The 23,645-nt window shown below is 58.8% G+C and carries 25 protein-coding genes and 1 tRNA gene; 14 read left to right on the plus strand and 12 right to left on the minus strand.

Annotated elements, in window-relative coordinates; all coding sequences use genetic code 11:
- Positions 1 to 201: 201 nt before the first annotated feature.
- Positions 202 to 738, minus strand: coding sequence for a TetR/AcrR family transcriptional regulator (locus AC1DX3_RS03125; RefSeq protein ID WP_476987769.1), 537 nt, complete (start codon positions 736 to 738; stop codon positions 202 to 204).
- 84 nt (positions 739 to 822) lie between these two features.
- Here AC1DX3_RS03125 and AC1DX3_RS03130 point away from each other — a divergent pair, with 84 nt between their 5' ends.
- Complete coding sequence (locus tag AC1DX3_RS03130) at positions 823 to 2,094, plus strand: MFS transporter (RefSeq protein ID WP_476987770.1); 1,272 nt, start codon at positions 823 to 825, stop codon at positions 2,092 to 2,094.
- Positions 2,095 to 2,106: 12 nt separating this feature from the next.
- Here AC1DX3_RS03130 and AC1DX3_RS03135 read toward each other — a convergent pair.
- Positions 2,107 to 2,182: transfer RNA gene (locus tag AC1DX3_RS03135), tRNA-Ile, on the minus strand.
- Between the two features lie 224 nt (positions 2,183 to 2,406).
- On the opposite strand from AC1DX3_RS03135, the gene AC1DX3_RS03140 reads away from it, so the two are divergent.
- The 8 genes from AC1DX3_RS03140 to AC1DX3_RS03175 all read left to right on the plus strand — a co-directional run bounded on the left by AC1DX3_RS03140 (position 2,407) and on the right by AC1DX3_RS03175 (position 8,335).
- The gene (locus tag AC1DX3_RS03140; RefSeq protein WP_476987771.1) at positions 2,407 to 3,168 is read left to right on the plus strand and encodes an SIMPL domain-containing protein; all 762 of its coding nucleotides are present in this window, start codon (positions 2,407 to 2,409) and stop codon (positions 3,166 to 3,168) included.
- Positions 3,169 to 3,265: 97 nt separating this feature from the next.
- Positions 3,266 to 4,180, plus strand: coding sequence for a hypothetical protein (locus AC1DX3_RS03145; RefSeq protein ID WP_476987772.1), 915 nt, complete (start codon positions 3,266 to 3,268; stop codon positions 4,178 to 4,180).
- A 4-nt stretch (positions 4,181 to 4,184) separates the two neighbouring features.
- Complete coding sequence (locus AC1DX3_RS03150; protein ID WP_476987773.1) at positions 4,185 to 5,069, plus strand: M23 family metallopeptidase; 885 nt, start codon at positions 4,185 to 4,187, stop codon at positions 5,067 to 5,069.
- A 45-nt stretch (positions 5,070 to 5,114) separates the two neighbouring features.
- On the plus strand, positions 5,115 to 5,621 hold the full coding sequence (locus tag AC1DX3_RS03155; protein WP_476987774.1) for a DUF805 domain-containing protein: 507 nt from the start codon (positions 5,115 to 5,117) through the stop codon (positions 5,619 to 5,621).
- On the plus strand, positions 5,621 to 6,127 hold the full coding sequence (locus tag AC1DX3_RS03160) for a DUF805 domain-containing protein (RefSeq protein ID WP_476987775.1): 507 nt from the start codon (positions 5,621 to 5,623) through the stop codon (positions 6,125 to 6,127). Before AC1DX3_RS03155 ends, AC1DX3_RS03160 begins: the two co-directional genes overlap by 1 nt.
- A 78-nt stretch (positions 6,128 to 6,205) precedes the next feature.
- The gene (locus AC1DX3_RS03165) at positions 6,206 to 6,673 is read left to right on the plus strand and encodes a DUF805 domain-containing protein (protein WP_476987776.1); all 468 of its coding nucleotides are present in this window, start codon (positions 6,206 to 6,208) and stop codon (positions 6,671 to 6,673) included.
- Between the two features lie 26 nt (positions 6,674 to 6,699).
- Positions 6,700 to 7,320: a TIGR02466 family protein gene (locus tag AC1DX3_RS03170; protein ID WP_476987777.1), complete on the plus strand. Its 621-nt coding sequence runs from the start codon at positions 6,700 to 6,702 to the stop codon at positions 7,318 to 7,320.
- On the plus strand, positions 7,313 to 8,335 hold the full coding sequence (locus AC1DX3_RS03175) for an oxidoreductase (protein WP_476987778.1): 1,023 nt from the start codon (positions 7,313 to 7,315) through the stop codon (positions 8,333 to 8,335). Before AC1DX3_RS03170 ends, AC1DX3_RS03175 begins: the two co-directional genes overlap by 8 nt.
- Here AC1DX3_RS03175 and AC1DX3_RS03180 read toward each other — a convergent pair.
- The 4 genes from AC1DX3_RS03180 to AC1DX3_RS03195 all read right to left on the minus strand — a co-directional run bounded on the left by AC1DX3_RS03180 (position 8,332) and on the right by AC1DX3_RS03195 (position 11,918).
- Positions 8,332 to 8,967 (minus strand): DUF1134 domain-containing protein, encoded by a 636-nt coding sequence (locus tag AC1DX3_RS03180; protein WP_476987779.1) that lies wholly within the window; start codon positions 8,965 to 8,967, stop codon positions 8,332 to 8,334. The genes AC1DX3_RS03175 and AC1DX3_RS03180 overlap by 4 nt on opposite strands.
- A 265-nt stretch (positions 8,968 to 9,232) precedes the next feature.
- Positions 9,233 to 9,916, minus strand: a complete 684-nt coding sequence (locus AC1DX3_RS03185; protein ID WP_476987780.1) for a hypothetical protein — start codon at positions 9,914 to 9,916, stop codon at positions 9,233 to 9,235.
- On the minus strand, positions 9,913 to 10,263 hold the full coding sequence (locus AC1DX3_RS03190) for an MmcQ/YjbR family DNA-binding protein (protein ID WP_476987781.1): 351 nt from the start codon (positions 10,261 to 10,263) through the stop codon (positions 9,913 to 9,915). Before AC1DX3_RS03190 ends, AC1DX3_RS03185 begins: the two co-directional genes overlap by 4 nt.
- 2 nt (positions 10,264 to 10,265) lie before the next feature.
- Positions 10,266 to 11,918, minus strand: a complete 1,653-nt coding sequence (locus AC1DX3_RS03195; RefSeq protein WP_476987782.1) for a M28 family metallopeptidase — start codon at positions 11,916 to 11,918, stop codon at positions 10,266 to 10,268.
- Positions 11,919 to 12,209: 291 nt separating this feature from the next.
- Here AC1DX3_RS03195 and AC1DX3_RS03200 point away from each other — a divergent pair, with 291 nt between their 5' ends.
- A complete protein-coding gene (locus AC1DX3_RS03200; protein ID WP_476987783.1) occupies positions 12,210 to 12,356 on the plus strand; it encodes a hypothetical protein in 147 nt (48 codons plus the stop codon).
- Between the two features lie 157 nt (positions 12,357 to 12,513).
- On the plus strand, positions 12,514 to 13,743 hold the full coding sequence (locus AC1DX3_RS03205) for an SGNH/GDSL hydrolase family protein (RefSeq protein ID WP_476987784.1): 1,230 nt from the start codon (positions 12,514 to 12,516) through the stop codon (positions 13,741 to 13,743).
- A gap of 32 nt (positions 13,744 to 13,775) precedes the next feature.
- On the opposite strand, the gene AC1DX3_RS03210 is transcribed toward AC1DX3_RS03205, so the two are convergent.
- Positions 13,776 to 14,291, minus strand: a complete 516-nt coding sequence (locus tag AC1DX3_RS03210; protein WP_476987785.1) for a hypothetical protein — start codon at positions 14,289 to 14,291, stop codon at positions 13,776 to 13,778.
- 864 nt (positions 14,292 to 15,155) lie between these two features.
- Positions 15,156 to 15,554, minus strand: a complete 399-nt coding sequence (locus AC1DX3_RS03215; protein ID WP_476987786.1) for an energy transducer TonB — start codon at positions 15,552 to 15,554, stop codon at positions 15,156 to 15,158.
- A gap of 294 nt (positions 15,555 to 15,848) precedes the next feature.
- Here AC1DX3_RS03215 and AC1DX3_RS03220 point away from each other — a divergent pair, with 294 nt between their 5' ends.
- The 3 genes from AC1DX3_RS03220 (at position 15,849) to AC1DX3_RS03230 (ending at position 20,237) form a co-directional block, all read left to right on the plus strand.
- The gene (locus AC1DX3_RS03220; protein ID WP_476987787.1) at positions 15,849 to 17,759 is read left to right on the plus strand and encodes an ATP-binding protein; all 1,911 of its coding nucleotides are present in this window, start codon (positions 15,849 to 15,851) and stop codon (positions 17,757 to 17,759) included.
- Between the two features lie 58 nt (positions 17,760 to 17,817).
- Entirely contained in the window at positions 17,818 to 19,623 is a 1,806-nt protein-coding gene (gene lepA, locus AC1DX3_RS03225) for a translation elongation factor 4 (protein ID WP_476987788.1), read from the plus strand.
- A 158-nt stretch (positions 19,624 to 19,781) separates the two neighbouring features.
- Positions 19,782 to 20,237 (plus strand): response regulator, encoded by a 456-nt coding sequence (locus AC1DX3_RS03230; RefSeq protein ID WP_476987789.1) that lies wholly within the window; start codon positions 19,782 to 19,784, stop codon positions 20,235 to 20,237.
- Positions 20,238 to 20,301: 64 nt separating this feature from the next.
- Here the strand turns inward: AC1DX3_RS03230 and AC1DX3_RS03235 are convergent, their stop codons facing one another.
- The 4 genes from AC1DX3_RS03235 to mnmC2 form a co-directional block, all read right to left on the minus strand.
- Positions 20,302 to 20,724, minus strand: coding sequence for a DUF6491 family protein (locus AC1DX3_RS03235; protein WP_476987790.1), 423 nt, complete (start codon positions 20,722 to 20,724; stop codon positions 20,302 to 20,304).
- A gap of 4 nt (positions 20,725 to 20,728) precedes the next feature.
- Positions 20,729 to 21,175 carry a DUF6491 family protein gene (locus tag AC1DX3_RS03240; RefSeq protein ID WP_476987791.1) on the minus strand — a complete coding sequence of 149 codons (447 nt, stop codon included), beginning with the start codon at positions 21,173 to 21,175 and terminating at the stop codon, positions 20,729 to 20,731.
- Positions 21,176 to 21,188: 13 nt separating this feature from the next.
- Positions 21,189 to 21,617, minus strand: a complete 429-nt coding sequence (locus tag AC1DX3_RS03245; RefSeq protein ID WP_476987792.1) for a DUF6491 family protein — start codon at positions 21,615 to 21,617, stop codon at positions 21,189 to 21,191.
- A gap of 198 nt (positions 21,618 to 21,815) precedes the next feature.
- Positions 21,816 to 23,597: a tRNA (5-methylaminomethyl-2-thiouridine)(34)-methyltransferase MnmC2 gene (mnmC2, locus tag AC1DX3_RS03250; protein WP_476987793.1), complete on the minus strand. Its 1,782-nt coding sequence runs from the start codon at positions 23,595 to 23,597 to the stop codon at positions 21,816 to 21,818.
- Between the last annotated feature and the right edge of the window lie 48 nt (positions 23,598 to 23,645).

Genomic DNA, 23,645 nt, shown 5'->3' on the forward strand with positions numbered 1-23,645 from the left:
ATCCGCAGATTACGCAGATTAAGCGGGACGTTACCGCGTCCCTCAAGCTGCGCCGCTATCGGACCTGCCTCCGACGCTGAGCGTCTATAAATTTCCTGTGACGCTTCGCTTCGGTTTATTGGACGCCTGTGGGGGACACAGCTGGGACGCGGTAGCGTCCCGCTTAATCTGCGTAATCTGCGCAATCTGCGGATAATGCTCTTACTTACCTTGCCTTTTCAATAGTTTCCCAGCTTCAGCTAATATCCGGTCCGACAAATCTTCGTCATCGCTGGCCCGCGCCAGCACCATCGCCCCGACCAGTGTCGAAAGCACAGAAATCCCCTCCCCTTCGGCCAGTTCATCCAAAGCCTCGAGATAGTCTTTCAGTCCCTCGGTAAATACCCGCCGCACCGGTTCCGACTGGCGTGAAACCTCGGCGGCCAGGGATGGGAACATACAGGCCTGGCCCGGCTGATCGCGGTTCTTTGTCGACAAGTAGCGGTCAATATAGGCGTCGAGTGACTCGTTACGGTCACGCAGTCGCTGCGCTTGGCGCTTCAGCGAGGCATCACAGGCCTGGGCCGCCAGATCGTCCTTGGACGCGAAATAGGTCGCAAAGCCGCCGTGGGTCAGCCCAGCCTCGTGCATGATGTCGGCGACCTTGAAGCCGTCGAAACCCTTGCGGCGAAAGCCTTCGGCCGCCGCAGTCAGGAGCTTTTCACGGTTGGCTTCCACAGTGGCACGCGATGTTTTCATAGCCATTCCTCAAATCATCCTTGACTATACAGGATGACCATCATAAATGCAATCATGATCATTATCATATAAAATGGATCGACCATGGTTTCCACCGTCCTTGCCGCCAACCTGGCACGCCGCAATATCCACTATGGCTGGGTCATGGTCGCCGTGACCTTCCTGGTCATGCTGACGACCGCCTGTGCACTCGGTGCCCCGGGCGTGCTTATGCCCCCGCTGGAAAAGGAGTTCCATTGGACGACGGCGGAGATCTCTGGCGCCCTGGCCCTTCGACTGGTTCTCTTCGGCCTGATTGCCCCGTTTGCCGCCGGATTGATGCTGAGGTTCGGCTTGAAGCGCGTCGTTGCCGGCGCCCTCACCCTGATCCTGGCCGGGTTGGGTGCATCCATGCTGATGCGCGAGATGTGGCAGCTGGTGCTGTTTTGGGGTCTGTTCGTCGGTATCGGCGCGGGCATGACCGCGATCGTCCTGGGCGCTACGGTCGCCACGCGGTGGTTTACCCACCGCCGCGGCTTGGTCATCGGCCTATTGACCGCCAGTTCCGCTACCGGACAACTGGCCTTTCTGCCGTTCGTCGCCAAGCTGTCGGAAACCTATGGCTGGCGTGTTGCGCTGATGCTGGTTTGCGGTCTGCTGGCGCTCGCCCTGGTGGCCGTGCTGCTTCTGCTGCGGGACCGGCCGACCGATCTCGGCCTTTTTCCCTATGGAGAAACCGAGGCCGCCCCGCCGGCGCCGGTCAATACCTTGTCGCCGATCGCCATGCTGCGCGAGGCTGCCAAAACACGCACATTCTGGATACTGTTCGGTACGTTCTTTGTCTGCGGCGCCAGTACCAATGGTCTGATCCAAACCCATTTCGTTTCGTTATGCGGTGATTACGGCCTGGCTGCCGTCACCGCCGCCAGCGTTCTGGCCATGATGGGTGTGTTCGATTTTATCGGCACGATCGGTTCGGGCTGGCTGTCGGACCGGGTCGATTCCCGCTGGCTGTTGTTCTGGTATTACGGCCTGCGCGGATTGTCCCTACTCTATCTGCCGCATGCCGATTTCACCCTGTGGGGCCTGTCGCCCTTTGCGGTCTTTTATGGCTTGGACTGGATCGCCACCGTGCCGCCCACGCTGAAACTGACGGCGGAGAAGTTCGGCCGCGAAAAGGCCGGCGTCGTTTTCGGCTGGATCTTTGCCGGTCACCAACTCGGCGCCGCTGGAATAGCCTTTACCGCCGGCTATATCCGCACGACCTATCTCAGCTATTTGCCGGCCTTCCTGATCGCCGGCAGCCTGTGCCTGATCGCCTCATTTGCCGTATTGATCATCGTCCGCCCGAAAACAGCCCAACCGGCTACGGCTTAACTTTGCCGAGTTTGGTAGGCGAGGAGGGACTCGAACCCCCAACCAGACCGTTATGAGCGGTCGGCTCTAACCATTGAGCTACTCGCCCCCATTGTGGCATCGCGGGGAGACGCGTGACTATCATGCACGCCCACCGATTTAAAGTCCGTTTTCATGTAAGTTTCGCATTCAGGCGCCATTCATGCGCGGGGTAATACCCTGTCACCAAGTTACAGCCGTGACATGGCCTCACATGCGCCGTCATTGCGGCCTGTAATGATCCGAACGGCGCGCAAACCCTGCTGCCATACTTCATACAGAGAGACAACTCCAATGCCCTCCAAGACCTCGCTTTTCCGTTCATTGGCCTTGACCGCCGTTGCGGCCGGCCTGATGGCCGTCCCCATGATGGCGTCGGCCCAGACGGCTATGCCCCCGGCCACCATGACCATGATGATGGCGCCGGCTCCGACGACGCTGTCGCTTTCGGCTTCGGGTGAGGTCAGCGCCGCGCCCGACAAGGCGACCATCAACTTCGCCGTGGTCAGTCAGGGCAAGACGGCGTCCGACGCCATGAAGGCCAATAATATCCGCATGAATGCCGTGATGGCCTCACTCAAATCGGCAGGTATCGCCGACAAGGACATCCAGACGTCCAGCCTCAATCTCAGCCCGCAGTACGACTATACCGACGGCCAGCATCCACGATTGACAGGGTATCAGGCGCAAAACCAGATCACCGTGCGCATCAATGACCTCAGCCAGACCGGCCCGGTCATCGACACGGTCATCAAGGCCGGCATCAACCAGATCGACTCGATCAATTTCGGTTTGAAAAACGACGACGCGCTTAAGGATCAGGCGCGCCAATCGGCGGTCAAGACCTTGATGGCGCGCGCCGAGCTCTACGCCCAGGCCACCGGCATGCATGTCAAGCGCATCCTGACCCTGTCGGAAAGCGACCAGTCCTATCAACCGCCGCAGCCGATGATGTTTGCGCGCGCTGAAAAATCTGCCGATGCCTCGACGCCGGTCGCTGCCGGCGAATTACAGCTCAGCGTCCAGGTATCGGCGACGTTTGAGTTGGAAAAGTAACACACCGGCAAACTCTCGGTCCTCCCTGAACACAGCCTCGTGACAAGACGTTAACCTTCTGTTAACTTCGGCAAGCTGTTCAGGGAGGCCGACCCACGTGTCCAAAAATCCAAAGAAATTGAGCGGCTTAGGCCGCTTCGCTGCGCTTGGCGTGACGATAGCCATCGTCAGCGGCACCGGCGTCGTCCTGGTGTCGCAGGCCCAGGATACGACAAAGGATACCGCCGAGGCTCCTGCGGCTCAGGCAACCGCCGCCGACATCACTCCCAACGGCCCGATCGCCTACGACACCTATAAGGCGCAGGCCGTCACAGGCAGCGACGCCACAACCACGGCGCCGGCCCGCATCGCGGCCCAACCCGTTGCCAAACAAACCTTCCGCGGCGATACCTTATTCGGCCGTCCGATCCTGCTCCGGCGGCCATTGCCGCCCGCCAAGGTTCAGTGGCAGGGCGCCGTCGACCAATCGAATAAAATGCGCACCATGCGCAAAACCGGCGGTTTCGCGACACGCTTGCCACGTCCTGAACTCGACAAAACCCGCCTGCCCGTCATCCTGCCGCGCGATGGCGGCATGGTTGACACCGCCCAGGCCAAACTGGTCAGTTTTGGCGACGCCTACGCGCTCAACATGCCGCAGAAAAACGGCATGCAGATCACCAGCTACGGCAATCGCTCCTTTGTCCCGGCGGATGGCGGCGCGGTGTCTAAGCGGCCCGTGGCGCGCCTGCTCAGCGTCGCGGAAGATGTGCGCATCAGCCGGATGGAAGACGGCTGGACGGCGACCTTTACACGCTATGGCGTCGTCTACAGCGTCGACGTCTCTTGCGACGACATCAACGCGCCCGACTGCCAGACCGACAGCTTTATCCGTCAGGCGGTCGCTCAGTTCGACGACGTGACCATGGGCAGTCAGGCCCAGGCCGAGGCCAATGCCGTGATACCGGCCGCCAGCCCGAATCTGATTGATCAGGTGTCGAATGCCTTCAACCGTATGACGAAGGGGAACTAAAGCCATGCGCCGTTTAGCCCCCCTCGCCCCGCTCCTGGCACTTCTGGCCTTCAATGCCTGTACCCCGACGACATCCGACGGCAACGGCAGCAGTTCAGTCGATGCCAGCGTGTCTTCTGCCGCCGTTTCGGAAGAATCCGCAGCCTCGGAAAGCGTAACCGAATCTTCCGCCGAGAGCTCTTCGGTGGCCATGGTTGATTTTCCGCATAATCCGGCGACGCAGTTGGTCGCCAATTCCGGCTCCGGCTATACCGACACCAGCAATTGGGCGCCGGGGATCTGTTTCCCGCTGGCCCAGACTCCCGACTACGCCAACAGCCAGGTCTATGGTCCCGGCGGCGACCACTATCCGACGGTTTCGGCCAGCAATCATGGATCGCAATGCGATGCCGCCAATTACAGCTATCCGTGGAAGGACAATTTCTGCGAAAGCCGCTCGCAGTGGAACAATCCGGTCTGCGTCGCCGGCACCGGCCACCAAGGCCAGGATATCCGTCCGTCGACCTGTAAAAAGGACACCTATTGGGCCGTGGCGGCCGAAGACGGCGTCATTACCCAGATCGGCTCCTATACGGTCGCCATGACCGGCAGCGGCAGCCCACACCGCATCTATCGCTACCTGCACATGCTGAAGAGCTCGATCCATGTGGCGGTCGGCGACCACGTTGTGCGCGGCCAAAAGCTGGGCCTGGTGTCCAACAATCTCGGCGTGTCGAACGGCGTCCAGCAATATACGACTATCCACTTGCACTTCGAGGTTCGTATCGCCCAGGCCGAAACCATGGGCGACGGTACACAGTTGACGGCCAACGCCTTCGTGCCGCCCTACACGGCCCTGGTCGACGCCTATCAGCGTAAGCTGGCCGGCGACTGCCCGACGGTAGACTGAGACTGGCGACGGTGGTAGCTTGCCCCAGCTAAGCCAGGGGGAGCCATGCCGTCGTCCATACCGCCATTTCGTTTCTGGCGCTTTTTCTTCTCGCTGAAGGGCCGTGTCTCGCGGCGAGCCATCTGGTGGTTCGTCTTGCCGGTTGAGGCGGCGACGGACATCATCATGTACGGCTGGCGTCATTTGCGACCGGTAGCACAGGGTACATCCATTGATGATGCAATTGTTTATGCCAGCGTTATAGGCTTGATTAAATTGGTGTTCCTGTGGCCGGTGTTCGCAGTTCTCGTAAAGCGTCTTCATGACTGTAATGTCACAGGTTTGATCGCCTTGCCCCGTTTTTTGCCTTTCGTAGCGATTATAGGAACGGCCATCGGCATACTCTATATTCGCGGCGTCGACATGTTGTATGTCGGCTCGTACATCAATCTCGGCTCGACCATTTACCTCGGTCTGCTCATTCTTATCCTGGCTTTTTTGCCCGGCAGTAAAGGCGCCAACCGCTTCGGACCGCATCCACGGCAATCATTGACCACTTTGGATGTGTTCTGATGGACAATCCGACAGTCACTATCCTCGGTTTCCTGTTTTCGCCCAAGGGCCGGATGGCGAGACTGCCATTTCTTGCAGTCGTGGTGGTGGTCTATGGCGCCTTCATTGGGCTCGTGAATGTGTGGAACTCGAACAGTGGCGTTCTGCGGGTCGTCTTGAATGTCGTCATTCTCGCCCTCTTCGCTGTTAAGTTCATTATGACGGCCAGGCGCCTGCACGATATTCGCCTGCCGGCATTCCTCGGGGCGCCGAATTTGATCTTGGTCGCCTGGGCCGGCTACAACAATTTTGCCGTTTCGTATCTGCACGCACCCGCCTTTTCGCTGCCAGGATACCTTTTACTCGGGCACCAGGCACTAGGCTACAACGCCGTCACCCTGGGCATTTTGATGGCGATCCTTGTTCTTACCGATCTCGCCCTGATCTTCATCCCCGGCACCAAGGGCAGCAACCGCTATGGCGGTGATGGCCGGACGCCGACAGGCGCCGTCGCCGACCTGTTCTGACTTCGCCTTCAACCGACGCAATAACCTTTACAGCAACGGCTTGCGCATGTTCGAACATACGTTTACAGACGTATTTACATGTCTCCGCTCAAGCCTATGCGATTCTTGTTCTCGCCGTTCGGCCGCCTTACCCGCGTGCCGTTTCTTGGCGTGCTGGCCTGGTGCTTAGTGGTGTCGCTACTGATGGCAACAGTACAGCAAATCACCGCCGGTCCGGACGACGATCCTGTCGTGCTCACGCCGCGTTCGGCCCTGTTCCTGCTGGCGGCGGTGATACTGATCCTGTGGCCTCTGGTCGCCGGCGTGACGCGTCGCCTGCATGACCTGAACCTGACGGGCTGGCTGATCCTGCCGGTCTTCCTGACGCCGATGTTCAGCCTTATTCAGGAAGGTGCGCTCAACCTGCCGCAATATGACGCCGACTGGACCGATGCCTTCGCCGCCATCTATCAATACAGCAATATCATCTCACCCGCCTATTTCGGCCTGTTGATCCTGTTGTTGTGCGTCATCCCCAGCCGCGTAGCCAAACAAACCTTGCCCTGATCGGGCGCCGGCGGTAGGACGAGCCCATGACCAAGACATCCTCGACCATCACGCCCCTGTTCGTCACCGAAATTTACCGCGCCGACTCGATCGTGCCGGCGGATTTCCTCGAAGAGCTGGACGACACCTGCCGCGCCATCGCCGACGAAGACGAGGCCGGCCAGACCTGGTCGCAGCAAAAGGGCTATCTCGGCTACACCTCCTACGCGTCAATCAATGATTTGCCGGCCCAGGCCAGCCTGTTCGACAATCTGCGCCAATTGCTGGACGGCCATGTCGCAGCCTTCGCCGACAAGCTCGACTACGACCTGAAGGGCCATAAGCTCAAGCTGGACAGCATGTGGATCAACGTCCTGGAGCACCTTGGCCACCATTCCGGCCATATCCACCCGCACAGCGTCATATCCGGCACGTTCTATGTCTCCATCCCCGAAGGCGCCAGCGCCCTGCGTTTCGAGGATCCGCGCTTGGGGCAATTGATGAACACGCCGCCGCGCAAGCCCAAGCCGCGTCAGGATCACGAGCAGTTCGTCTGTATCGCCCCGGCACCCGGCACCGTGCTGCTATGGGAAAGCTGGCTGCGCCACGAAGTGCCGATCAATCTCGGCGAAGACGTCCGCATCTCGGTGAGTTTCAACTATGCTTAAGGTCGCCCTCGTCGGTTACGGCTATGCCGGCAAGACCATTCACGCCCCGCTGATCCGCGCCGCCAAGGGCCTGGAACTGGCGACGGTCGTCAGCAGCCGCCCGGCCGACGTCCATGCCGACCTGCCCGGCATGACGGTCAGCGATCTCGATACCGCCCTCGCCGATCCGTCGATCGACCTGGTCGTCATCGCCACGCCGAACGACCTGCACGCGCCCCAGGCCCATGCGGCCCTGGCCGCCGGCAAACATGTCGTCATCGACAAGCCGTTCGCCCTGTCTGTCGCCGAAGGCCAGGCTGTCATCGACCATGCCAAAACCGCCAGGCGCCTGCTGTCGGTCTTTCATTGCCGACGTTGGGACAGCAATCATTTGACCTTCCAGGCCCTGCGGCCGCGGCTGGGCGACCTCTATCAATTTATCGTCCGTTACGACCGGCTGCGGCCGGTGGTGCGCGATCGCTGGCGCGAGCGCGCCGGCCCGGGGTCAGGCATTTGGTTTGACCTGGGCTCGCACCTCCTGGACCAAGCCTTGACCTTGTTCGGTCGACCCGACTGGATTCAGGCCGATATCGCCAACCAGAGACCGGGTGCCACGGCCACCGACTATTTCCACACCGTTCTGGGCTACGGACCACTGCGCGTGATCCTGCACGCCTCGATGATGACGGCAGCGCCCGGGCCGAACCTGGAGGTTCAGGGGGCCAGCGGCGCCTTTGTCAAATACGGCCTCGATACCCAGGAAGAAATGCTGAAGGCCGGGCGCACGCCGGGGGACGCTGGCTGGGGCCATGACCCGGTCAAGGGCGTGTTTACGCCGGTCGAAGGTGACGCCTCTGGACCATCCGAGCCGATAGATTGCCTGCCCGGCAACTATTTGGCCTATTACGAAGCCGTCGCCGAGGCGATAAACGGCAACGGCCGGAACCCGGTTCCGGCCGAAGACGCATTGGCTGTCATGCGCTTGCTTGAGTTGGGCGAAACGAGCGCCAACGAAGGCCGCAAGGTTTATCTTTAGAGGGGCAGGATGCGGCGCTTCTTGGAGAAGCTCATATAACCGATATTCGCGCCGAGGCGGAAGCCGACACCGGCGCGGATCGGGCACAGAACGATGCCTTCGGCGCGTTGATAGGTGACGCCGAGGCCGCCGATGAAATAGGCCGAGCCTTCGACGCCGGGGAAGCGGCGCCACATAAAGACCGGCTCGCGCAGATTATAGACCAGGGTAAAGACGCGCGAGGCATTGGCGCCGGTGTCGAAACCGATCGACGGCCCTTGCCAGAACATATGGGTGGGCTCGGGCAGGTCCTTCATGAACAGATTGCCCTTGCCGTAGCGGACACCGATGCCGACAGCGCCTGAGGCTTCCTGACCGGCGATATAGGCCGTCGGATGATCGCCATAGTCGGCGAATATCTTTTCCAGGGCGCCGCCCAGGGCCTCGACCGTCACGCCGAGGAAATCGGAACCAGCGTGGAGGATTTCGTCGCGGGAATAGTAGCGGTATTCCTTCTGCTCCTCCGGCGGAACGGCAGTCTCGCCCTTTTCCGTCGGGTAGTTCTGCGCCAGCGCCATACGCGGCGCCAGACCGGCGATCACGGGGGTGGCGGCAGCGGCCACACCGGCCAGAAGGAAGGAACGACGTTGCATGTTAACTCCTCGACTCAAACTTACTTGGCTGTACGGAGTTGAGGTTAATGGGAGATTTACTAATATCCCATTACGCGCCTGTTTCCCCTGATAGGAGATCATGGCAGGAGCGTGTGTCACCATTACGGCGTGAACCGCCGCAATCCCGCCCCAGTACTTAAGGTTTTTTCAGCTCAGGCGCCGCATGGCTCCTCGCAACGGCTCGGGCGGGCACTTGCCCGCTGCCAACGGCGAATGAGGCAAAATCATTCGCCGTTGGTATCAATTACGCCCTTAGGGCGGCGATCGCCGGGAACGGCCGCAGCGGCCGATCGTCGGGCCCGTCCTGGCTTTCCAGGGGCTCATAGTGGTTGAAGCGGACCGAGAAATTGGTGCGGCCGCCGATCTCGGTGTTCAGGAAGGCCTCGAAGGCCGGCATTTCGGCCAAGGGCGCCAGGGCGGTAATGGCGATGCCGTAGGCACGCGCCATCTCGGCCTCGACCCGGCCGCCGTATTTTTTCAGCGCCTTGATGGCTGTCTTGCTGGCCTTTTCGGCCGTGACGAAGGTGACGACAGCGAACGGTTCGACCACCACCGGCCCGGCCTCGATCAGGGCGTCGCGAAACGCCGTCCGCGCCGCCTTTTCAAAGGTCAGGATCGATGAGTCGATATCGTGATAATTGCCGTCGAGCAGGCTGACCTTGACGCCGACCACGGGATAACCGAGCACGCCGGTGCCGATAACCGATTGCACGCCCTGTTCGGCGCCGGGCACCAGATGGTCGGGTATGGCGCCACGGCTGACCTTGTTCTCGAAGGCGACGGCCAGTTCCGGCTGGGTGGCGGCGACGGCGATCTTGAGACGGGCATATTCGCTGAAGCTGCCGTTTACCAGCTTGTAGGTATGGTCCTTGATGACCGAGCGCCGGATGGTTTCGCGGTACAGGGCCTTGCGGTGGTCGTCGGTCATGGGTTTTGCGCCTGCCACGCCTTGAGGATTTTCTTCGGCACCTGGGCCAGCCAGGTCCTTTTGATCGTGTTACGCGCCCAAGCGACATCGAGTTTACCAGGCCGCGCCAGCACCAACGGCCACGGCCGGTGATGGTCGGTGGTGAAGAAGGTTTCCGGATCGGCCTCGATGAGGAAGTCGCGTTCCTCGAAAGGCACCTTGAACACCGGGGCATTATGGTCGGTGTTCCAGAACAGCAAGGCCTTCTTGCCGACCTTCAGATTGGGCATACCCCAGGATATGGCTTCTTCGACACCCGGGAACTCCATGGCGATATCGCGCAGGGTTTCATAGGTGACCGGCGGCATGATTACGGCCTGTCGGCTTTGGAGGTCTCGCGCGCGCCCTTGAATTCCGAGGTGTCGCGCCAGGTCGGCCAGATGTCGGAATTGGCCAGGGCCGAGCCGATACGGTAGAACAGGCTGACGTCCTGGACCATGCCGGCCATGTCCCAGCTGGCCGACCATTCGTCGGCCGGCTGGTGGTATTTGTGCTCGGTATAGTCCTCGTCGAAAGCCTTACCCGCAGCGACGCCACCCTTGACCATGTCTTCGCCCGAAGCCGCCGACAACATGGGGACACCGCGCTTAACCAGAGGGAAGTGGTCTGAGCGGAAGAAGCCGCCGGCTTCGGGGCGTTCTTCCGGGGTGATCACCCGGCCCTGTTCGCCGGCATACATCTTGACGATATCATCGAGCGACGATTGGCCGACGCCTTCGACCACGACGTTCTTGGTGCGGCCGTGGACATTCATGGCGTCCATATTGATTCCGGCGACCGTCTTGCCCAAGGGATAGACCGGGTTGGAGGCATAGTATTCCGAGCCCAGCAGACCGCTTTCCTCGGCGGTGAAAGCGATCATCACGACCGACCGCTTGGGTTTGGGCGCTTTTCCGTAGGCCCGGGCCAGTTCGAGCAGGGCGGCGACACCGGTGCCGTTATCGACGGCGCCGTTGCAGATCTTGTCGGCGGCATCGGGGGCGCAGATGCCGAGATGGTCCCAATGGCCCGAATAGAGCACGGTCTCATCCGGGTGTTCCGTGCCGGGCAAGCGGGCGATGATATTGTGGGTGACGATTTCCGACGCCGCGACCTTATAGCCGCCGTTGAGGGTGACATTCATCTCGACCGGCTGGAAGTCCTTGGAGCGCGCCTTGATCCTCAGGTCGGCCAGGTCGAGCCCCGCGCCCTTGAAAAGGGCATCGGCGGTGTCGTGGCTGATCCAGGCTTCCAGCTTGGGGCTGGCCGTGGACGGGTTGGGCCGGACGATGTCGAACTTCTTGCCATTATTGGAATTGCGTACCGTGTCCCAGCCATAGCTGGCGGCGTCGGTGTCGTGGATGATCAGCACGCCGGCGGCGCCTCGGCGGGCGGCCTCTTCGTACTTGTAGGTCCAGCGGCCGTAATAGGTCATGGCCTTGCCGTTGAAGGTCATCAGTTCCGGCTGGACGAAGTCGGGGTCGTTGATCAGTTCGACCAGGATCTTGCCCTTGACGTCGATGTCCTGGCCGTCGGGGCCCTTGAAGTCGTCCCAGCCACGTTCCGGGGCCGTGACGCCATAGCCGACAAAGACCAGGGGCGCCTTGTCGAAGGCGACATCGCTCGTGGTGCCGCGGGTCGAGATGGTGATCTCCTGGCCCTGGTGGATGTCCAGGGTTTTACCGTCGGCGAAGGCCAGGCTGAGGTTTGGGTCGCTGACCACGAAGGTGCGCAGATGGACGTCCTGGGTCCATTGACCGTCCGGGCCGCCGGGCTCGAAACCGGCCTTGGCGAAGGCTTCGGAGACATATTTGATGACCATGGGCTCGGCCGGCGTAGTGATGCCGCGGCCCGTGTAGTCGTCGCCGGAAATGACCTTGATGTCCTGGGACATGCGGGCGCCGCTGATTGTGGGCGCCGCCGCTTGAACGGAGCCTGCCAGGCAGATCACCGCCGCCGTCATCATAAGTACGCGTTTCAACATCACACCCTCCAGCCAATTGGTTGCAGATGATGCTAGAATTTAAGCCATGGGAGTCAACCGGAAACTCGACGGCCCGGAGTCATCCGACCGCGGATTCGGAGTGGATATGGCCAGTTTTGACGCTCTTTTCCGCACTCCGAATAATTTATCATATTGATTTTATTGACTTTATATTTTCATTCGGAGCGTCGGCCATCATCCAGACGCCAGCTTCAAGTGCACATTCGCGCATCCGCCGGCGTCTGTACGACGTATAGGATGCAGCCCCCGCTCCGAATCCAAGGACATCCCATGACCCGCACTCCGAAACGCCTGGCCGCCATGATTGGCCTGGCCTTCGCCCTCACCGCCTGTTCGAGCATGCCCGGCATGCATAAGGGCGATATTCCGACCGACCAGAACCCTGCCCACGACATGCACAAGTCGCAAGGCACCTGACGTTCTCGGCCACCTTACCCGGGAGGGTTTGCAGCCATGCACTCCCGGGTCTTTTTTTCTTTCCCGCGTGATCGTTCCACGCTAACCTCCGGTCCAAAGGGCGTTCGCGCCCTATTCAAAAAGCCGTAGATGTTAGCGGTATCAGGGAGTTGAGCTCATGCGGATCGTCAGCGCGGGTCTTGTGGCCGCTCTCAGTCTCATAGCCACCAGCGTTTCGGCGAAAACGCCTGCGCCCCACTGGGTGACGACCTGGGCATCGGCCCAGATGGTGCCCGGCACCGACAGCCCCCTGCCCATCGATGATGGCGGCGATGGCACCTTGCGTCAGATCGTGCGGGTTGCCGAAGGCGGGACATCGTTCCGCATCCGGCTGTCCAACAGCCAGAGCAGCCAGCCTTTGCGGTTGAAAGACATTCATGTCGCTTTGGCGACGGCGCTGGATTCATCACAGACCGTGGCCGGCAGCGACCGCTTGGTGACCTTTGGCGGCGCCACGGACATCGTCATCCCACCTTGGTCGGACTTTATCTCCGATCCGATCGCGCTGACGGCCGGCGACGGCGGCGATATCGCCATCAGCCTGTATTTCCCCGAGGCGCCGAAAATGCTGACCGGCCATCCGGGGTCGCGCACGACCTCCTATCTGGTGGCCGGTGATCATTCGGCCGACGTCACTCTGAACGACGCCAAGACCTTCAATCATTGGTTCAATATTGCAGCGGTCGATGTGGCAGCGAAGCCCGGGACGGCTGGAATCATTGCTTTCGGCGATTCGATCACCGATGGTTACGGCATCACGCCCAACTCCAATACGCGCTATCCCGACGATCTGAATGTCCGGCTGCACACTCTGCCTCATGCCCATCGGCCGGTCCTGAATCTGGGGATCGGTGGCAATCGCCTGCTGCTCGATGGCTTGGGGCCCAACGCATTGGCGCGGTTCGACCGCGACGTGCTGAGCCAGAGCGGCGTGCGTTATGTCATTGTGCTGGAAGGCGTCAACGATATCGGGGTATTGACACGTGATGCGCCCGTAGGGCCGGAAGACCATTCTGCCATGGTGCAGCAGATCGAGCAGGCCTATGTCCAGATGATCGATCGCGCTCATAGCCACGGGCTGGTGATCTATGGCGCCACGATCATGCCGTTTACGGGCAATGGCTATTATCACCCTGAGCCGGTCACCGAGGCCGACCGTCAGGCGGTCAATCTGTGGATCCGGAGTTCGGGGCGTTTCGATGGAGTGATCGATTTCGATATGGCTCTGCGCGATCCGCAACAGCCGGATCGGCTTAATCCGGTTTATGATTCGGGTGATCATCTCCATCCTTCGCCGGCCGGGTATAAGGCCATGGCCGAGGCCGTGGATTTGAAGCTGTTCAAGTAGCAAAGAAGCCCTTGCTCCGACCCGATGAAGGCTCAATCGAAGTCGAAATTGTTGATCTTTGCGATCCAGTCGGCATCCAGGTTCAGCAGGGCCTGAGCGACATCGATATGTCCTTTCGCCACAGCTTGAGCTGCCGCCGCCGACAAGAGCATTGACTGATCCCAAGCCTCATTGCGATGGAGGCTCACGTTTTTGACGAGTTGCGCGATCGCATAACGGTAATCATCGGCATAGGCTTCAGGGATATCCGGACCACGCCCGGTCTGGCGAGCTATCTCAATTGCCGCAGGCAATTGGAAAAATGAGAAGTCGACCGGCCCTTTCGCTTCGCTGGCAATGTGTACGATGTGGGGAACCGCCACATAGGAGGCCGTATAGACGTCGCCTTGATGGCATAGACTCGACCAAAGGCTGAACCAGGGCCCGTCTTCATAACCAGAGTTCGGCCCCGTTGACGAAGCCAGTGTTCGCAGCAAGGCCGGGATATCGCCGGCGACTCCGTAGGCATGCTGGAACTCGCTCCAGCGAGGATCATCAAGAGATAACATCTCGCGACTCTATCGCCTGGGGTCACGGCGTCAACCCGTTATTGCCTCGTGACGATCATCTCCATGTGTCGTCGGCCGGTTTCTAGGCCGTGGCCGGGGCAGCGGATTTGAAGCTGTTCAAGTAGGGAAGTAAGTCAGAAACCCCACCACCACGCCCTCCGGGCGCGGTCCCCCTCCCCGGCAAGCGGGGAGGTTCACACGATATTCTTGATCCCCCCCCGCGTTGGCTGCCGCCTTCAGGTGGCGCTTCCGGCGACGATTGCGACGTGTTTGAAGGTGGACAAACGGGCTTTGGGACGGGTTTTTGGCCCTTCAGGCGCCTTTGGAGCCATCAAAGGCGGCGATAGTGTTCAGAATTGCGGGGGTAATTTTGGACAGAAGCGGGTCGAACATGGTGTTTTACGGCTCAAGTCGCAAAAAAGTTCATCCAATTCTGTCCAATTAATTGGCCAATTATTTGGGCGGCTTTGCGCAGTTTCTGCTGTCGGTCATACCCATCGGTCATCGACTGCTGAGGCGATCGATTTGAAATCGCTCCAGTAGGATTCAAGGGTAGAAAAGAGTTTGAAACACGAATGAACACAAATGAACACGAATTAAGAAGGCTCGCTACCGCTCGCGGTGCGCGATGTTAAGGCGCATGAAGGCCGGATAATTCGAAGAGCGCGGATAGAGAGCGATATATCGCGCGCAAGCGCGCAAGAATTTCGAGATAGACACTAAATTCTGATCTTAGCATCGGTAGTTGCCCCGATCACCACGAGCGGTAGCGAGCCTTCTTATTCGTGTGCATTCGTGTTCATTCGTGTTTCAAACCCCTTTTGCTTCGGGTCATCGCCCCGGACAAGGGTTATGAAGCAGCGGCTATTGCAGCTTCCACGATGCCGACAGCTTCATCCAGTCGCCGGGCTTTTGGCCGGCCTTGCTGGTATCGACATGCGCCCATTTCAGCATGGTTATAGCGACCGCCTTGCCGAAGCCCTGGCCCGGCGGCATTTCGCTATCGATCACGCACTGAGTCAGGTCGCCGGTCTCACCGATCTGGCAAATGACCGCGGCCTTGCCCTCGGTATCGTTGAGCTGTGCCTTGCGCGGATAGACCCCGGCCAGGGTCAGATCGCTGTTGGCGGGCGTAAAAACCTGAGTACCGGCTGTGATCACCGGCGCCGGCACGGATTCGCGCGTCACTTCGGGATCGCTGTTTTGCGCGTAGGCTCCGGTAGCTGCCAGGCTGAGCGCGAGTGCAAGGATAATGGTTTTCATGATGAACCTCTGCACGGCTATGTAGGCCGAACAATGTTAGGCTTCAATGTGCGGCGCAATATAAAGCGAAGGTGTGGCGCGATTGCCCACCGTGATACCCGGATCATTTTCGATACCATTCCAACATTCTGGCCCTATCTCGCAGCTATTCTCGACATTTTATAAGCCGCTGCGAATATTAAAGAGTTCTCGGTTTCTTATGGTTGATTGGAGTGTAAATTATACCCGCAAATTAATGCGTCGCGCACTGATTCTCAGCGGGAATTGGATAACGCGTCATAACGGGAGTTCATTATGATTTTAACTTTCGTTCAGAAAAATGATTACAAGGGGCTAAAAGTGGCTGCGCCATGCGGCATCGCCAGCTCAATTGGGCTCGTCGTAGGTAAAAATGGGTCCGGAAAATCTCGACTGCTTGAAGCCTTAGTGGATGGCTCTGTCCAAGCTTATATTGACGACGTTCCGGTTGAGCAAAATAAGATTACGTTAATAAAATTAGACGATTTACGTCCGCGCCTTAATTTTGAAATGAGCACACAAAACGCGATACAAAACAAGGATGAATTTAGTAAATTTTATTTCAATAATAAAAATGATTTCTCTCTAGACAGTACACAATTTGATGAAAAATGGCATAGACGTGGACGGGATGAAAACATAAGTGTCACATATTTATATGAGGCAGCTTGTGTTTATGCGGATGCCAATAATAAGGATATATTAAATTTAAATGAATACGACATTTCCCAAATTTGCCATGACATGTCATTTAATTTTTACTCTGGAATAGACGTATCATTTAATCTCTCTACTTATCAGTCTGCACTGAATGCAAACGAGACTGCCCGAATATGGAAAAATGAAAATTCAAACTCCAACCAAAAGTACATAAGTTCAGAAGAGTTTGAAAACATTTATGGACCAAAACCATGGCTTTTTCTAAATGACGTATTGTCGAAGTTCTTGAATGATTTGTATATAAGCGAGCCTCTGGGAGACTATGACAATTCTTACAAGGCATCCCTTTTGTCACGCTCGTCCGGTAAGGCTTTTGATCAACTTTGGCTTTCATCGGGCGAAAAAATAATCCTCGCTCTAGCGACATATACGTATCGAGCAACCCTCTCTGGTTCGAAATTTAATAAGCCGAAACTAATTTTATTTGATGAACCAGACGCCTTTCTACACCCAAGTATGGTTAAGATACTTTATCAAACACTCATACTTATTTCCGAGCGTTTTAACTGTAAAATTTTAATCGCTACTCATTCTCCTACTACCGTAGCGCTTTGCAGCGAAGAATGTAGCATTATCAATATGACCCCTGAAAGCGCCACGATCATAAGCAAAGATGATGCGATTTCAAACCTGCTATTTGGGGTTCAACATGTTGCAGTGTTGTCAAATAATAGAAGGCAAATTTACGTCGAAAGCTTCAAAGATGCGTTCATTTACCAGGAATTATTTGACTTCTTATACCGCAGTGAAAGGCTTATTTTATCTGAAATTTCACTATCCTTTATTCCCAGCGGAGCCAAGGTTGATGAAAGCACTTTGCGAAATTTTCTAGTAAAGCACTTTTCTGCTTTAGATGAGACATCCATTGAGAATTACATTAGGGAGGTGAACGGCGTAGGAAACGATACAAACGTAATAGCGAATGTTGACAATCTGGTTCGTGAAGGCTGTCATACGGTCTTTGGTATAATAGATTGGGATGGAAAAAATAGGCGAAAAGGCAAAATTCTTGTCCACGCGCCAGGGGAATATTACAGTTTGGAAAACGCCATTCTAAATCCTGTCAATGTCGGTTTTTTTCTACTCTTCAATCATGCTGAACGTTATCGCGCGGAAATAATGGGCTTGGATACGAGGCGCTCGCTAGCAGATCACTTGGCCGATGAAAGCTCTTGGCAGATCATTGCGAACTTCGTCTCAGAGAAAGTCTTGGGAACTAGTAATGCGGACCCAAAAAAATATAAATTCGTAAATAACTTTTGCGTAAATTTCAACCCTTTGTATACAATGATGAACGGACACGAACTCGAAACAAAAATTAGAGACGCATTCCTCCCTCTCAAGGCGAAACAGTATGCCAGTGAAAAGTTGATGAAGGCGGTCTTATCTAACTTTGTGTTTGCCGCCGGATGGGGAGCCTCAATTCCTGAGTGCACGCTTGACATGTTTAACATCGCGCTCTCCTAAACCGCATGGTAGCTACATCCCCTTCCATCCCTGACCGCATCATGCTATCGCCCGTCGCATGAGCACTGACCTGTCCCTGATCCGCAATTTCTCCATCGTCGCCCATATCGACCACGGTAAATCCACCCTTTCCGACCGGCTGATTCAATATACCGGCGGGTTGACCGCGCGTGAGATGAAGGAGCAGGTGCTCGACAATATGGATATCGAGCGCGAGCGCGGTATCACCATCAAGGCCCAGACTGTCCGCCTCACCTATCCGGCGCATGACGGCAAGACCTATATCCTGAACCTGATGGACACGCCGGGCCATGTCGACTTCGCCTATGAAGTGTCGCGGTCATTGGCGGCGTGCGAAGGCTCGATCCTGGTCGTCGATGCCTCGCAAGGCGTGGAAGCTCAGACCCTGGCCAATGTCTATCAGGCCATCGACAATAATCACGAGATCGTCCCCGTCCTCAACAAGATCGATCTGCCGGCCGCCGAGCCCGAGCGCATCCGCGCCCAGATCGAGGACGTCATCGGTATCGACGCGTCCGAGGCCGTGTTGTGTTCGGCCAAGTCGGGTCTCGGCATCGAAGACGTGCTGGAAGCCATCGTTACCCGCCTGCCCGCCCCCAAGGGCTCCGAGACCGAGCCGCTGAAGGCGCTGCTGGTCGATGCCTGGTACGACCCCTATCTCGGCGTCGTCGTGTTGGTGCGCATCTTCAACGGCCGCATGAAGCCCGGCCAGCAGGTCAAGCTGATGAACGCCGGCGCCACCTACAAGATCGACAAGCTGGGCGTCTTCCAGCCCAAGGCTACCGATGTCGAGAGCCTCGGGCCCGGCGAGATCGGCTTCTTCACCGCCCAGATCAAGGAAGTGTCCGACGCCGCCGTCGGCGACACCATTACCGACGAACGCAAGCCGACCACGGAAGCCATGAAGGGCTTCAAGGAAGTCCAGCCGGTCGTTTTCTGCGGCATCTTCCCGGTCGACGCCGCCGATTTCGAAGACCTGCGCGCCGCCGTCGGCCGTTTGCGCCTGAATGACGCCAGCTTTACCTATGAGATGGAAACCTCGGCGGCCCTGGGCTTCGGCTTCCGCTGCGGGTTCCTGGGGCTGCTGCACCTGGAAATCATCCAGGAGCGGTTGTCGCGCGAGTTCAATCTCGACCTGATCGCCACGGCCCCCAGCGTCGTCTATGAGATTTACATGAACAATGGCGATGTCGTGCATTTGCACAATCCCGCCGATATGCCCGATCCGGTCAAGATCGACCATATCGAGGAACCGTGGATCAAGGCGACCATCTTTACCCCCGACGACTACCTGGGCGCGGTCATCAAGCTATGCCAGGACCGCCGCGGCGAACAGGTCGACCTCTCTTACGTCGGGTCGCGCGCCATGGTCGTTTATAACCTGCCGCTTAATGAAGTGGTGTTCGACTTCTACGACCGCCTGAAATCGGTGTCGAAGGGCTATGCCAGCTTCGATTACAATATCGAGAACTATCGCGAAGGCGACCTGGTCAAGATGTCGATCCTGGTCAATTCCGAGCCGGTCGATGCGCTGAGCATGCTGGTTCACCGCGATCGCGCCGAAATGCGCGGCCGCGGCATGTGCGAAAAGATGAAGGACCTGATCCCGGCTCACCTGTTCGTTATTCCGATTCAGGCGGCGATCGGCGGCCGTATCATCGCCCGCGAAACCGTCCGCGCCCTGCGCAAGGACGTGACGGCCAAGTGCTATGGCGGTGATGCGACGCGGAAGAAGAAGCTGCTGGAGAAGCAGAAGGAAGGCAAGAAGAAGATGCGGCAGTTCGGCAAGGTCGAAATCCCGCAGGAAGCCTTTATCGCCGCGTTGAAGATGGACAATGACTGACCAGAGTGCACCAGGGTGCGCGCACCCTCGTCGGGCGCCCCTGGACCCATATGTTGGAGTTTAAGCAGCAACGCGCAGGGATAGTCCTTTTTCCGCAAGATCTAAAGCACGCCTTAACCTAACTGCGTTAGCTTGAGGCACCCCTGTGCAAAGCGTCCATGCCCCAAACCGTTCTCATTCTCGAAGATAGTGCCACCCAGGCCGCCATCATCGGCAAGCTGTTCGAACGTGTCGGCTATCACCCGACCTGCGTTTCCGACCATGCCGGCGCCGTCGCGCAATTGAAGGTGCAGCGCTGGGATCTATTGGCCTTCGATGTCTTCCTGGGCGACAGCAATACGCTGGAACAATTGGACCTGTATCGCAAACTGGCGCCCATGACGCCGATCGCCATCATGACGGCCGGGCGCCGCGACAATCCCATGGCCATCAGCCAGGCGCTCAATAAGGCGCGGCGTAATGAGGTCGATTTCCTGCTGCCCAAGCCGTTCAATTTCGACGATATCCAGCAAATCTGTAAGGCCGTGGCGGCGCGTCAACATGCCAGGCCGCAAGGCAACGGCGCTCAAGTCAGTGAAACACCGCCGGCCGGTGACGACACGTTTTATCTTTAGATCGCAAAAGAGACCGCAGCCGAAGCCGCGGTCTCTTTTTTTATAACGGCGTAGGACGCCCGTCTTAGCGCGCGGCGAGATAGGCCTTGGCCTGGTCCTCGCTAATCGGGGTCACCGAACTGATGAAGCAATGTTGCGGGATATTGGTCGCCACGCTGCCGGTAATATCGACGTCGACCGGATCGCATATCTGGCTGCTGCCGTAATATTTGATGCCGATGGCCTCGTTCTTTTGCAGGCAACGGCCGTTCATTTTGATCAGCGCGGCATTGCCGTGATAATCGGTGACCAACAGGGTCGAGTCATCGAGAATCTGCGTGTCGTCAAGCGGCGCCGATACGCAGGCGCGCCGGGCGCGGTCACCGTTGTCGCGCGTGTCGTCGCTGCCTGCCAGGGTCTGGCTGGCGGCCAGGGCGGCAAAGGCGCCGGCGGCGATCAAGGCAATACCTGTAAAGGTTTTGGCAAAAGTTTTTACAGAGCGAGTCATGGCCTTATCCTTCATCGAGTGCTGCGGCTTCAGTACGCGTCAGCGGCTGAACGCCATTGATGATACATTTGAGCGGCGCCTCATTCATCTCCGAGTGCAGGATGAAGGCGTCGTGGGCCCGGCAAATCTGATCGGATCCGTTAAATTCGAAACCGATGTGCGACATGTCGGTCATGGTCGTGCATGGCCCGGAGATATCCAGCTTATAGCCGTTTTGAAAGTCGTCATAGACCAGCAGGGTATGGCTGTCGACGACGTGGATACGGCCGACGTGATGGCCGTCGAGGCAGCGCGGCGCCATCTTGTCGGGCGCGGGGGCATCGCGAGGGTCGGGATCGCGGGCCGGCTCGGCCTGGGCCCCGGAAAAGGCGCCTGAGAGTGCCGTTACGACCAGGCCGGCGGCCAGGAGGCTGCCGGCAATCGTGCCGGCCAGGATTGTTTTTTTCGTCATCGTCAAACTCCCATTATTGTCGTTTTTTGGCCGTGACATAGGGCGCGGCTTCCTCGCCCGTCAGGTGACGGACGGCGGTAATGCTGCAGGATTGCGGGTGACGGTCACCCAGATCGCTATAGAGGATATCGGCGTCGAAGGGGCCGCAAATGTCGCCGACGCCGGTGCGTGAACGTATGCCGATCATGGCGCTGGTGTCGAGGCCGAAACAGGCCGGCCCGAGCTTCAGCTCATAGGCTTCGTTCCAGCCGGAGGTGATGACCATGGTATGGTCGTCGACGCTCATGAAGTTGCGCACATTTGACGGGTCGAAACACTTGTGGCGGTTCTCGTTATAGGCGGCGGATTGGCCATCGGCCGGTGCGGTCGTCGTGCAGGCGACCAGCAGCGCGGCACCGGCGCCGGCGACGATCACGGAGGCTAAGAGTGCGGCGACTTTCATGGCAATCATCCCTTTTATATGGTGATATCAGGCTACGCCCAGCAAGCTGAATGCGACATGAACGGACGATGAACTGGCCTGTTATCCTATTGGTTGACTCGTTAGCTATCGGGTTAGTTATTTGGCGCGCGCATTTCGTTCAAAACATGCCCGGATTCGCCGGAAAATATTTCAGCCTTGTCGAGAATTATACGCTGCTTAAGCCCCAATCAGACGGTCCGGCCGCAATATTTTTTTCGCCGCCATCGGCAAGGGCGAAGGCATGCTGCCTATCTGGGTCAGCAAGGCCTTGGCCAGCAGTGCCGCCAGGCAAAATCCACGGGCGCCAAGGCCGGTCAGGGCGTAGATGCCGTCGCCGATTTGGCCCACCACGGGCAGATAGTCGCGTGTCATGACGCGTACCGAAGCGCGCGATTGGAACGGACCGTGGGCGATGGCGGCGGCACGCCCCGGCATGGCGCGGGCCAGACTGTCGAGATTGCGTGTACGATCGGCTTCGCGGACCTCGCTGCCACGGTCGTCGCGTTCGTGGGTGGCGCCGAAAATAAAGCCGCCATCGAGCGGAATGGCATAGCCGCCCCAGCTTAGGGCGCTGCGTAAGGGTTGCCCGGTGGCCACGACTTCGACCTGGCCGCGGACGGCGCGCAGGTCGTAACGGGCGCGATAGTCGGCGAGATCGAATATGCCCTCGCCGCAGGCGATGACGACGGCGTCATAGCCCGGAAAACGCTCGCCTGTGGCCGTGATAAGCGTGCCGTTGTCGAAAGATGCAAAGGTCTGCCGGATAACGGCTGTGTCGCCAAGCAGGGTCCGCAGGACTGCCGCCGGGCGCAGCCACAGGGCAGTTTCGAGGGTGATGCCGACGGCCTCGGGCATATCCGCGGCATCGCCCGCCTTGAACAGGCTGAGATCAGCGGCGGCAAACCCGGCCTGAGCCACGATGCGGGCGAAGCGCGAAGAGTCCTTGGGCGTCATTTCGCATTGCTGGACGCCCTCCCCCAGGATGGCGTCCGGACAAAGCCGGCGATAGATCGCGCCGGCATAGGCGAAGGCATCGGCGAACAGGGCGGAAATCTCGTTATCGCCGGCGTCCAGGCGCGGCGTCATCAGGGCGGCGACATTGCCGGAGGCGCCGCTGCCCGGGCCGTCGGCATCGAAAATGTCGGCCTCGATCCCAAGGAGGCGCGCCTGATGCGCCAGGGCGCAGCCGGCAATCCCGGCGCCGATAATGGCGATCTTTTGCGGCCGCGCCGGGGCGGTATCGCCCTCACTGGCATAGACCGCCTCAAGACGCTCACGCTTGCGGCCGAAGCCCGGCATCTTCGCGACCGTGAAGCCGGCCGCCTGCAGGCCGCGACGGACGAAGCCGGCGACGGTAAAGGTCGCCAGCCGCGCCCCTGCCCGCGCCTTTTCGGCCACCAGGGCCAGGACGTCGTCCGCCCACATGTCGGGGTTAAGGGCCGGCGAAAAGCCGTCGAGGAAGATGGCGTCGGCCTGCCCGTCCCACGCCGCCAGGGCTTGACGCACGTCCGTCAGGGCCAGGGTCAGGCTGACGCCCCACCGCGGGAAGTCCATATAGGCGAAACCGCGGCGAGCCTTGGGCCACTGTTCGAGAATGGCCGCGGTGACCTCAGCCAGCTCCGGCCACGCCGACAGGGCCTGACCGGCTTCGGCGGCGTTCATCAGGAAGCCTTCGATGGAAAAGATATGAAGATGGCCGTTTGCGGGCCTGGCGCCGGCCCAAAGCTGGATCAAGGCGGCGATATTCAGCCCTGTGCCGAAGCCCAGTTCCAGGACGGTAAAATCGCGCCGGCCGGCCCAGGCCTGTGGCAGATGGCAGCCGTCGAGGAAGACCGCTCGTGACTCGGCCAGACCGTCCTGAAGGGAATAATAGATGTCGCCGAAGCGGCCCGAGCGCGGCGCGCCGTCTTCGGCAAAATAGAGCTCAGGATCGGTGCCTGGATGGCTTTGCGGCGTCATGACGTGGTCAAGCCATAAAAAAGAGGGCCGCGCAAGCACGGCCCTCCG

The organism is Asticcacaulis sp. P2_B1, assembly GCF_056404915.1.

Bases quoted from the DNA above. Each gene is read 5' to 3' on its own strand.
- AC1DX3_RS03125 (WP_476987769.1), bottom strand. From the start codon at position 738: ATGAAAACATCGCGTGCCACTGTGGAAGCCAACCGTGAAAAGCTCCTG.
- AC1DX3_RS03130 (WP_476987770.1), top strand. From the start codon at position 823: ATGGTTTCCACCGTCCTTGCCGCCAACCTGGCACGCCGCAATATCCAC.
- AC1DX3_RS03140 (WP_476987771.1), top strand. From the start codon at position 2,407: ATGCCCTCCAAGACCTCGCTTTTCCGTTCATTGGCCTTGACCGCCGTT.
- AC1DX3_RS03150 (WP_476987773.1), top strand. From the start codon at position 4,185: ATGCGCCGTTTAGCCCCCCTCGCCCCGCTCCTGGCACTTCTGGCCTTC.
- AC1DX3_RS03155 (WP_476987774.1), top strand. From the start codon at position 5,115: ATGCCGTCGTCCATACCGCCATTTCGTTTCTGGCGCTTTTTCTTCTCG.
- AC1DX3_RS03160 (WP_476987775.1), top strand. From the start codon at position 5,621: ATGGACAATCCGACAGTCACTATCCTCGGTTTCCTGTTTTCGCCCAAG.
- AC1DX3_RS03165 (WP_476987776.1), top strand. From the start codon at position 6,206: ATGTCTCCGCTCAAGCCTATGCGATTCTTGTTCTCGCCGTTCGGCCGC.
- AC1DX3_RS03170 (WP_476987777.1), top strand. From the start codon at position 6,700: ATGACCAAGACATCCTCGACCATCACGCCCCTGTTCGTCACCGAAATT.
- AC1DX3_RS03175 (WP_476987778.1), top strand. From the start codon at position 7,313: ATGCTTAAGGTCGCCCTCGTCGGTTACGGCTATGCCGGCAAGACCATT.
- AC1DX3_RS03180 (WP_476987779.1), bottom strand. From the start codon at position 8,967: ATGCAACGTCGTTCCTTCCTTCTGGCCGGTGTGGCCGCTGCCGCCACC.
- AC1DX3_RS03185 (WP_476987780.1), bottom strand. From the start codon at position 9,916: ATGACCGACGACCACCGCAAGGCCCTGTACCGCGAAACCATCCGGCGC.
- AC1DX3_RS03190 (WP_476987781.1), bottom strand. From the start codon at position 10,263: ATGCCGCCGGTCACCTATGAAACCCTGCGCGATATCGCCATGGAGTTC.
- AC1DX3_RS03195 (WP_476987782.1), bottom strand. From the start codon at position 11,918: ATGTTGAAACGCGTACTTATGATGACGGCGGCGGTGATCTGCCTGGCA.
- AC1DX3_RS03200 (WP_476987783.1), top strand. From the start codon at position 12,210: ATGACCCGCACTCCGAAACGCCTGGCCGCCATGATTGGCCTGGCCTTC.
- AC1DX3_RS03205 (WP_476987784.1), top strand. From the start codon at position 12,514: ATGCGGATCGTCAGCGCGGGTCTTGTGGCCGCTCTCAGTCTCATAGCC.
- AC1DX3_RS03210 (WP_476987785.1), bottom strand. From the start codon at position 14,291: ATGTTATCTCTTGATGATCCTCGCTGGAGCGAGTTCCAGCATGCCTAC.
- AC1DX3_RS03215 (WP_476987786.1), bottom strand. From the start codon at position 15,554: ATGAAAACCATTATCCTTGCACTCGCGCTCAGCCTGGCAGCTACCGGA.
- AC1DX3_RS03220 (WP_476987787.1), top strand. From the start codon at position 15,849: ATGATTTTAACTTTCGTTCAGAAAAATGATTACAAGGGGCTAAAAGTG.
- lepA (WP_476987788.1), top strand. From the start codon at position 17,818: ATGAGCACTGACCTGTCCCTGATCCGCAATTTCTCCATCGTCGCCCAT.
- AC1DX3_RS03230 (WP_476987789.1), top strand. From the start codon at position 19,782: ATGCCCCAAACCGTTCTCATTCTCGAAGATAGTGCCACCCAGGCCGCC.
- AC1DX3_RS03235 (WP_476987790.1), bottom strand. From the start codon at position 20,724: ATGACTCGCTCTGTAAAAACTTTTGCCAAAACCTTTACAGGTATTGCC.
- AC1DX3_RS03240 (WP_476987791.1), bottom strand. From the start codon at position 21,175: ATGACGAAAAAAACAATCCTGGCCGGCACGATTGCCGGCAGCCTCCTG.
- AC1DX3_RS03245 (WP_476987792.1), bottom strand. From the start codon at position 21,617: ATGAAAGTCGCCGCACTCTTAGCCTCCGTGATCGTCGCCGGCGCCGGT.
- mnmC2 (WP_476987793.1), bottom strand. From the start codon at position 23,597: ATGACGCCGCAAAGCCATCCAGGCACCGATCCTGAGCTCTATTTTGCC.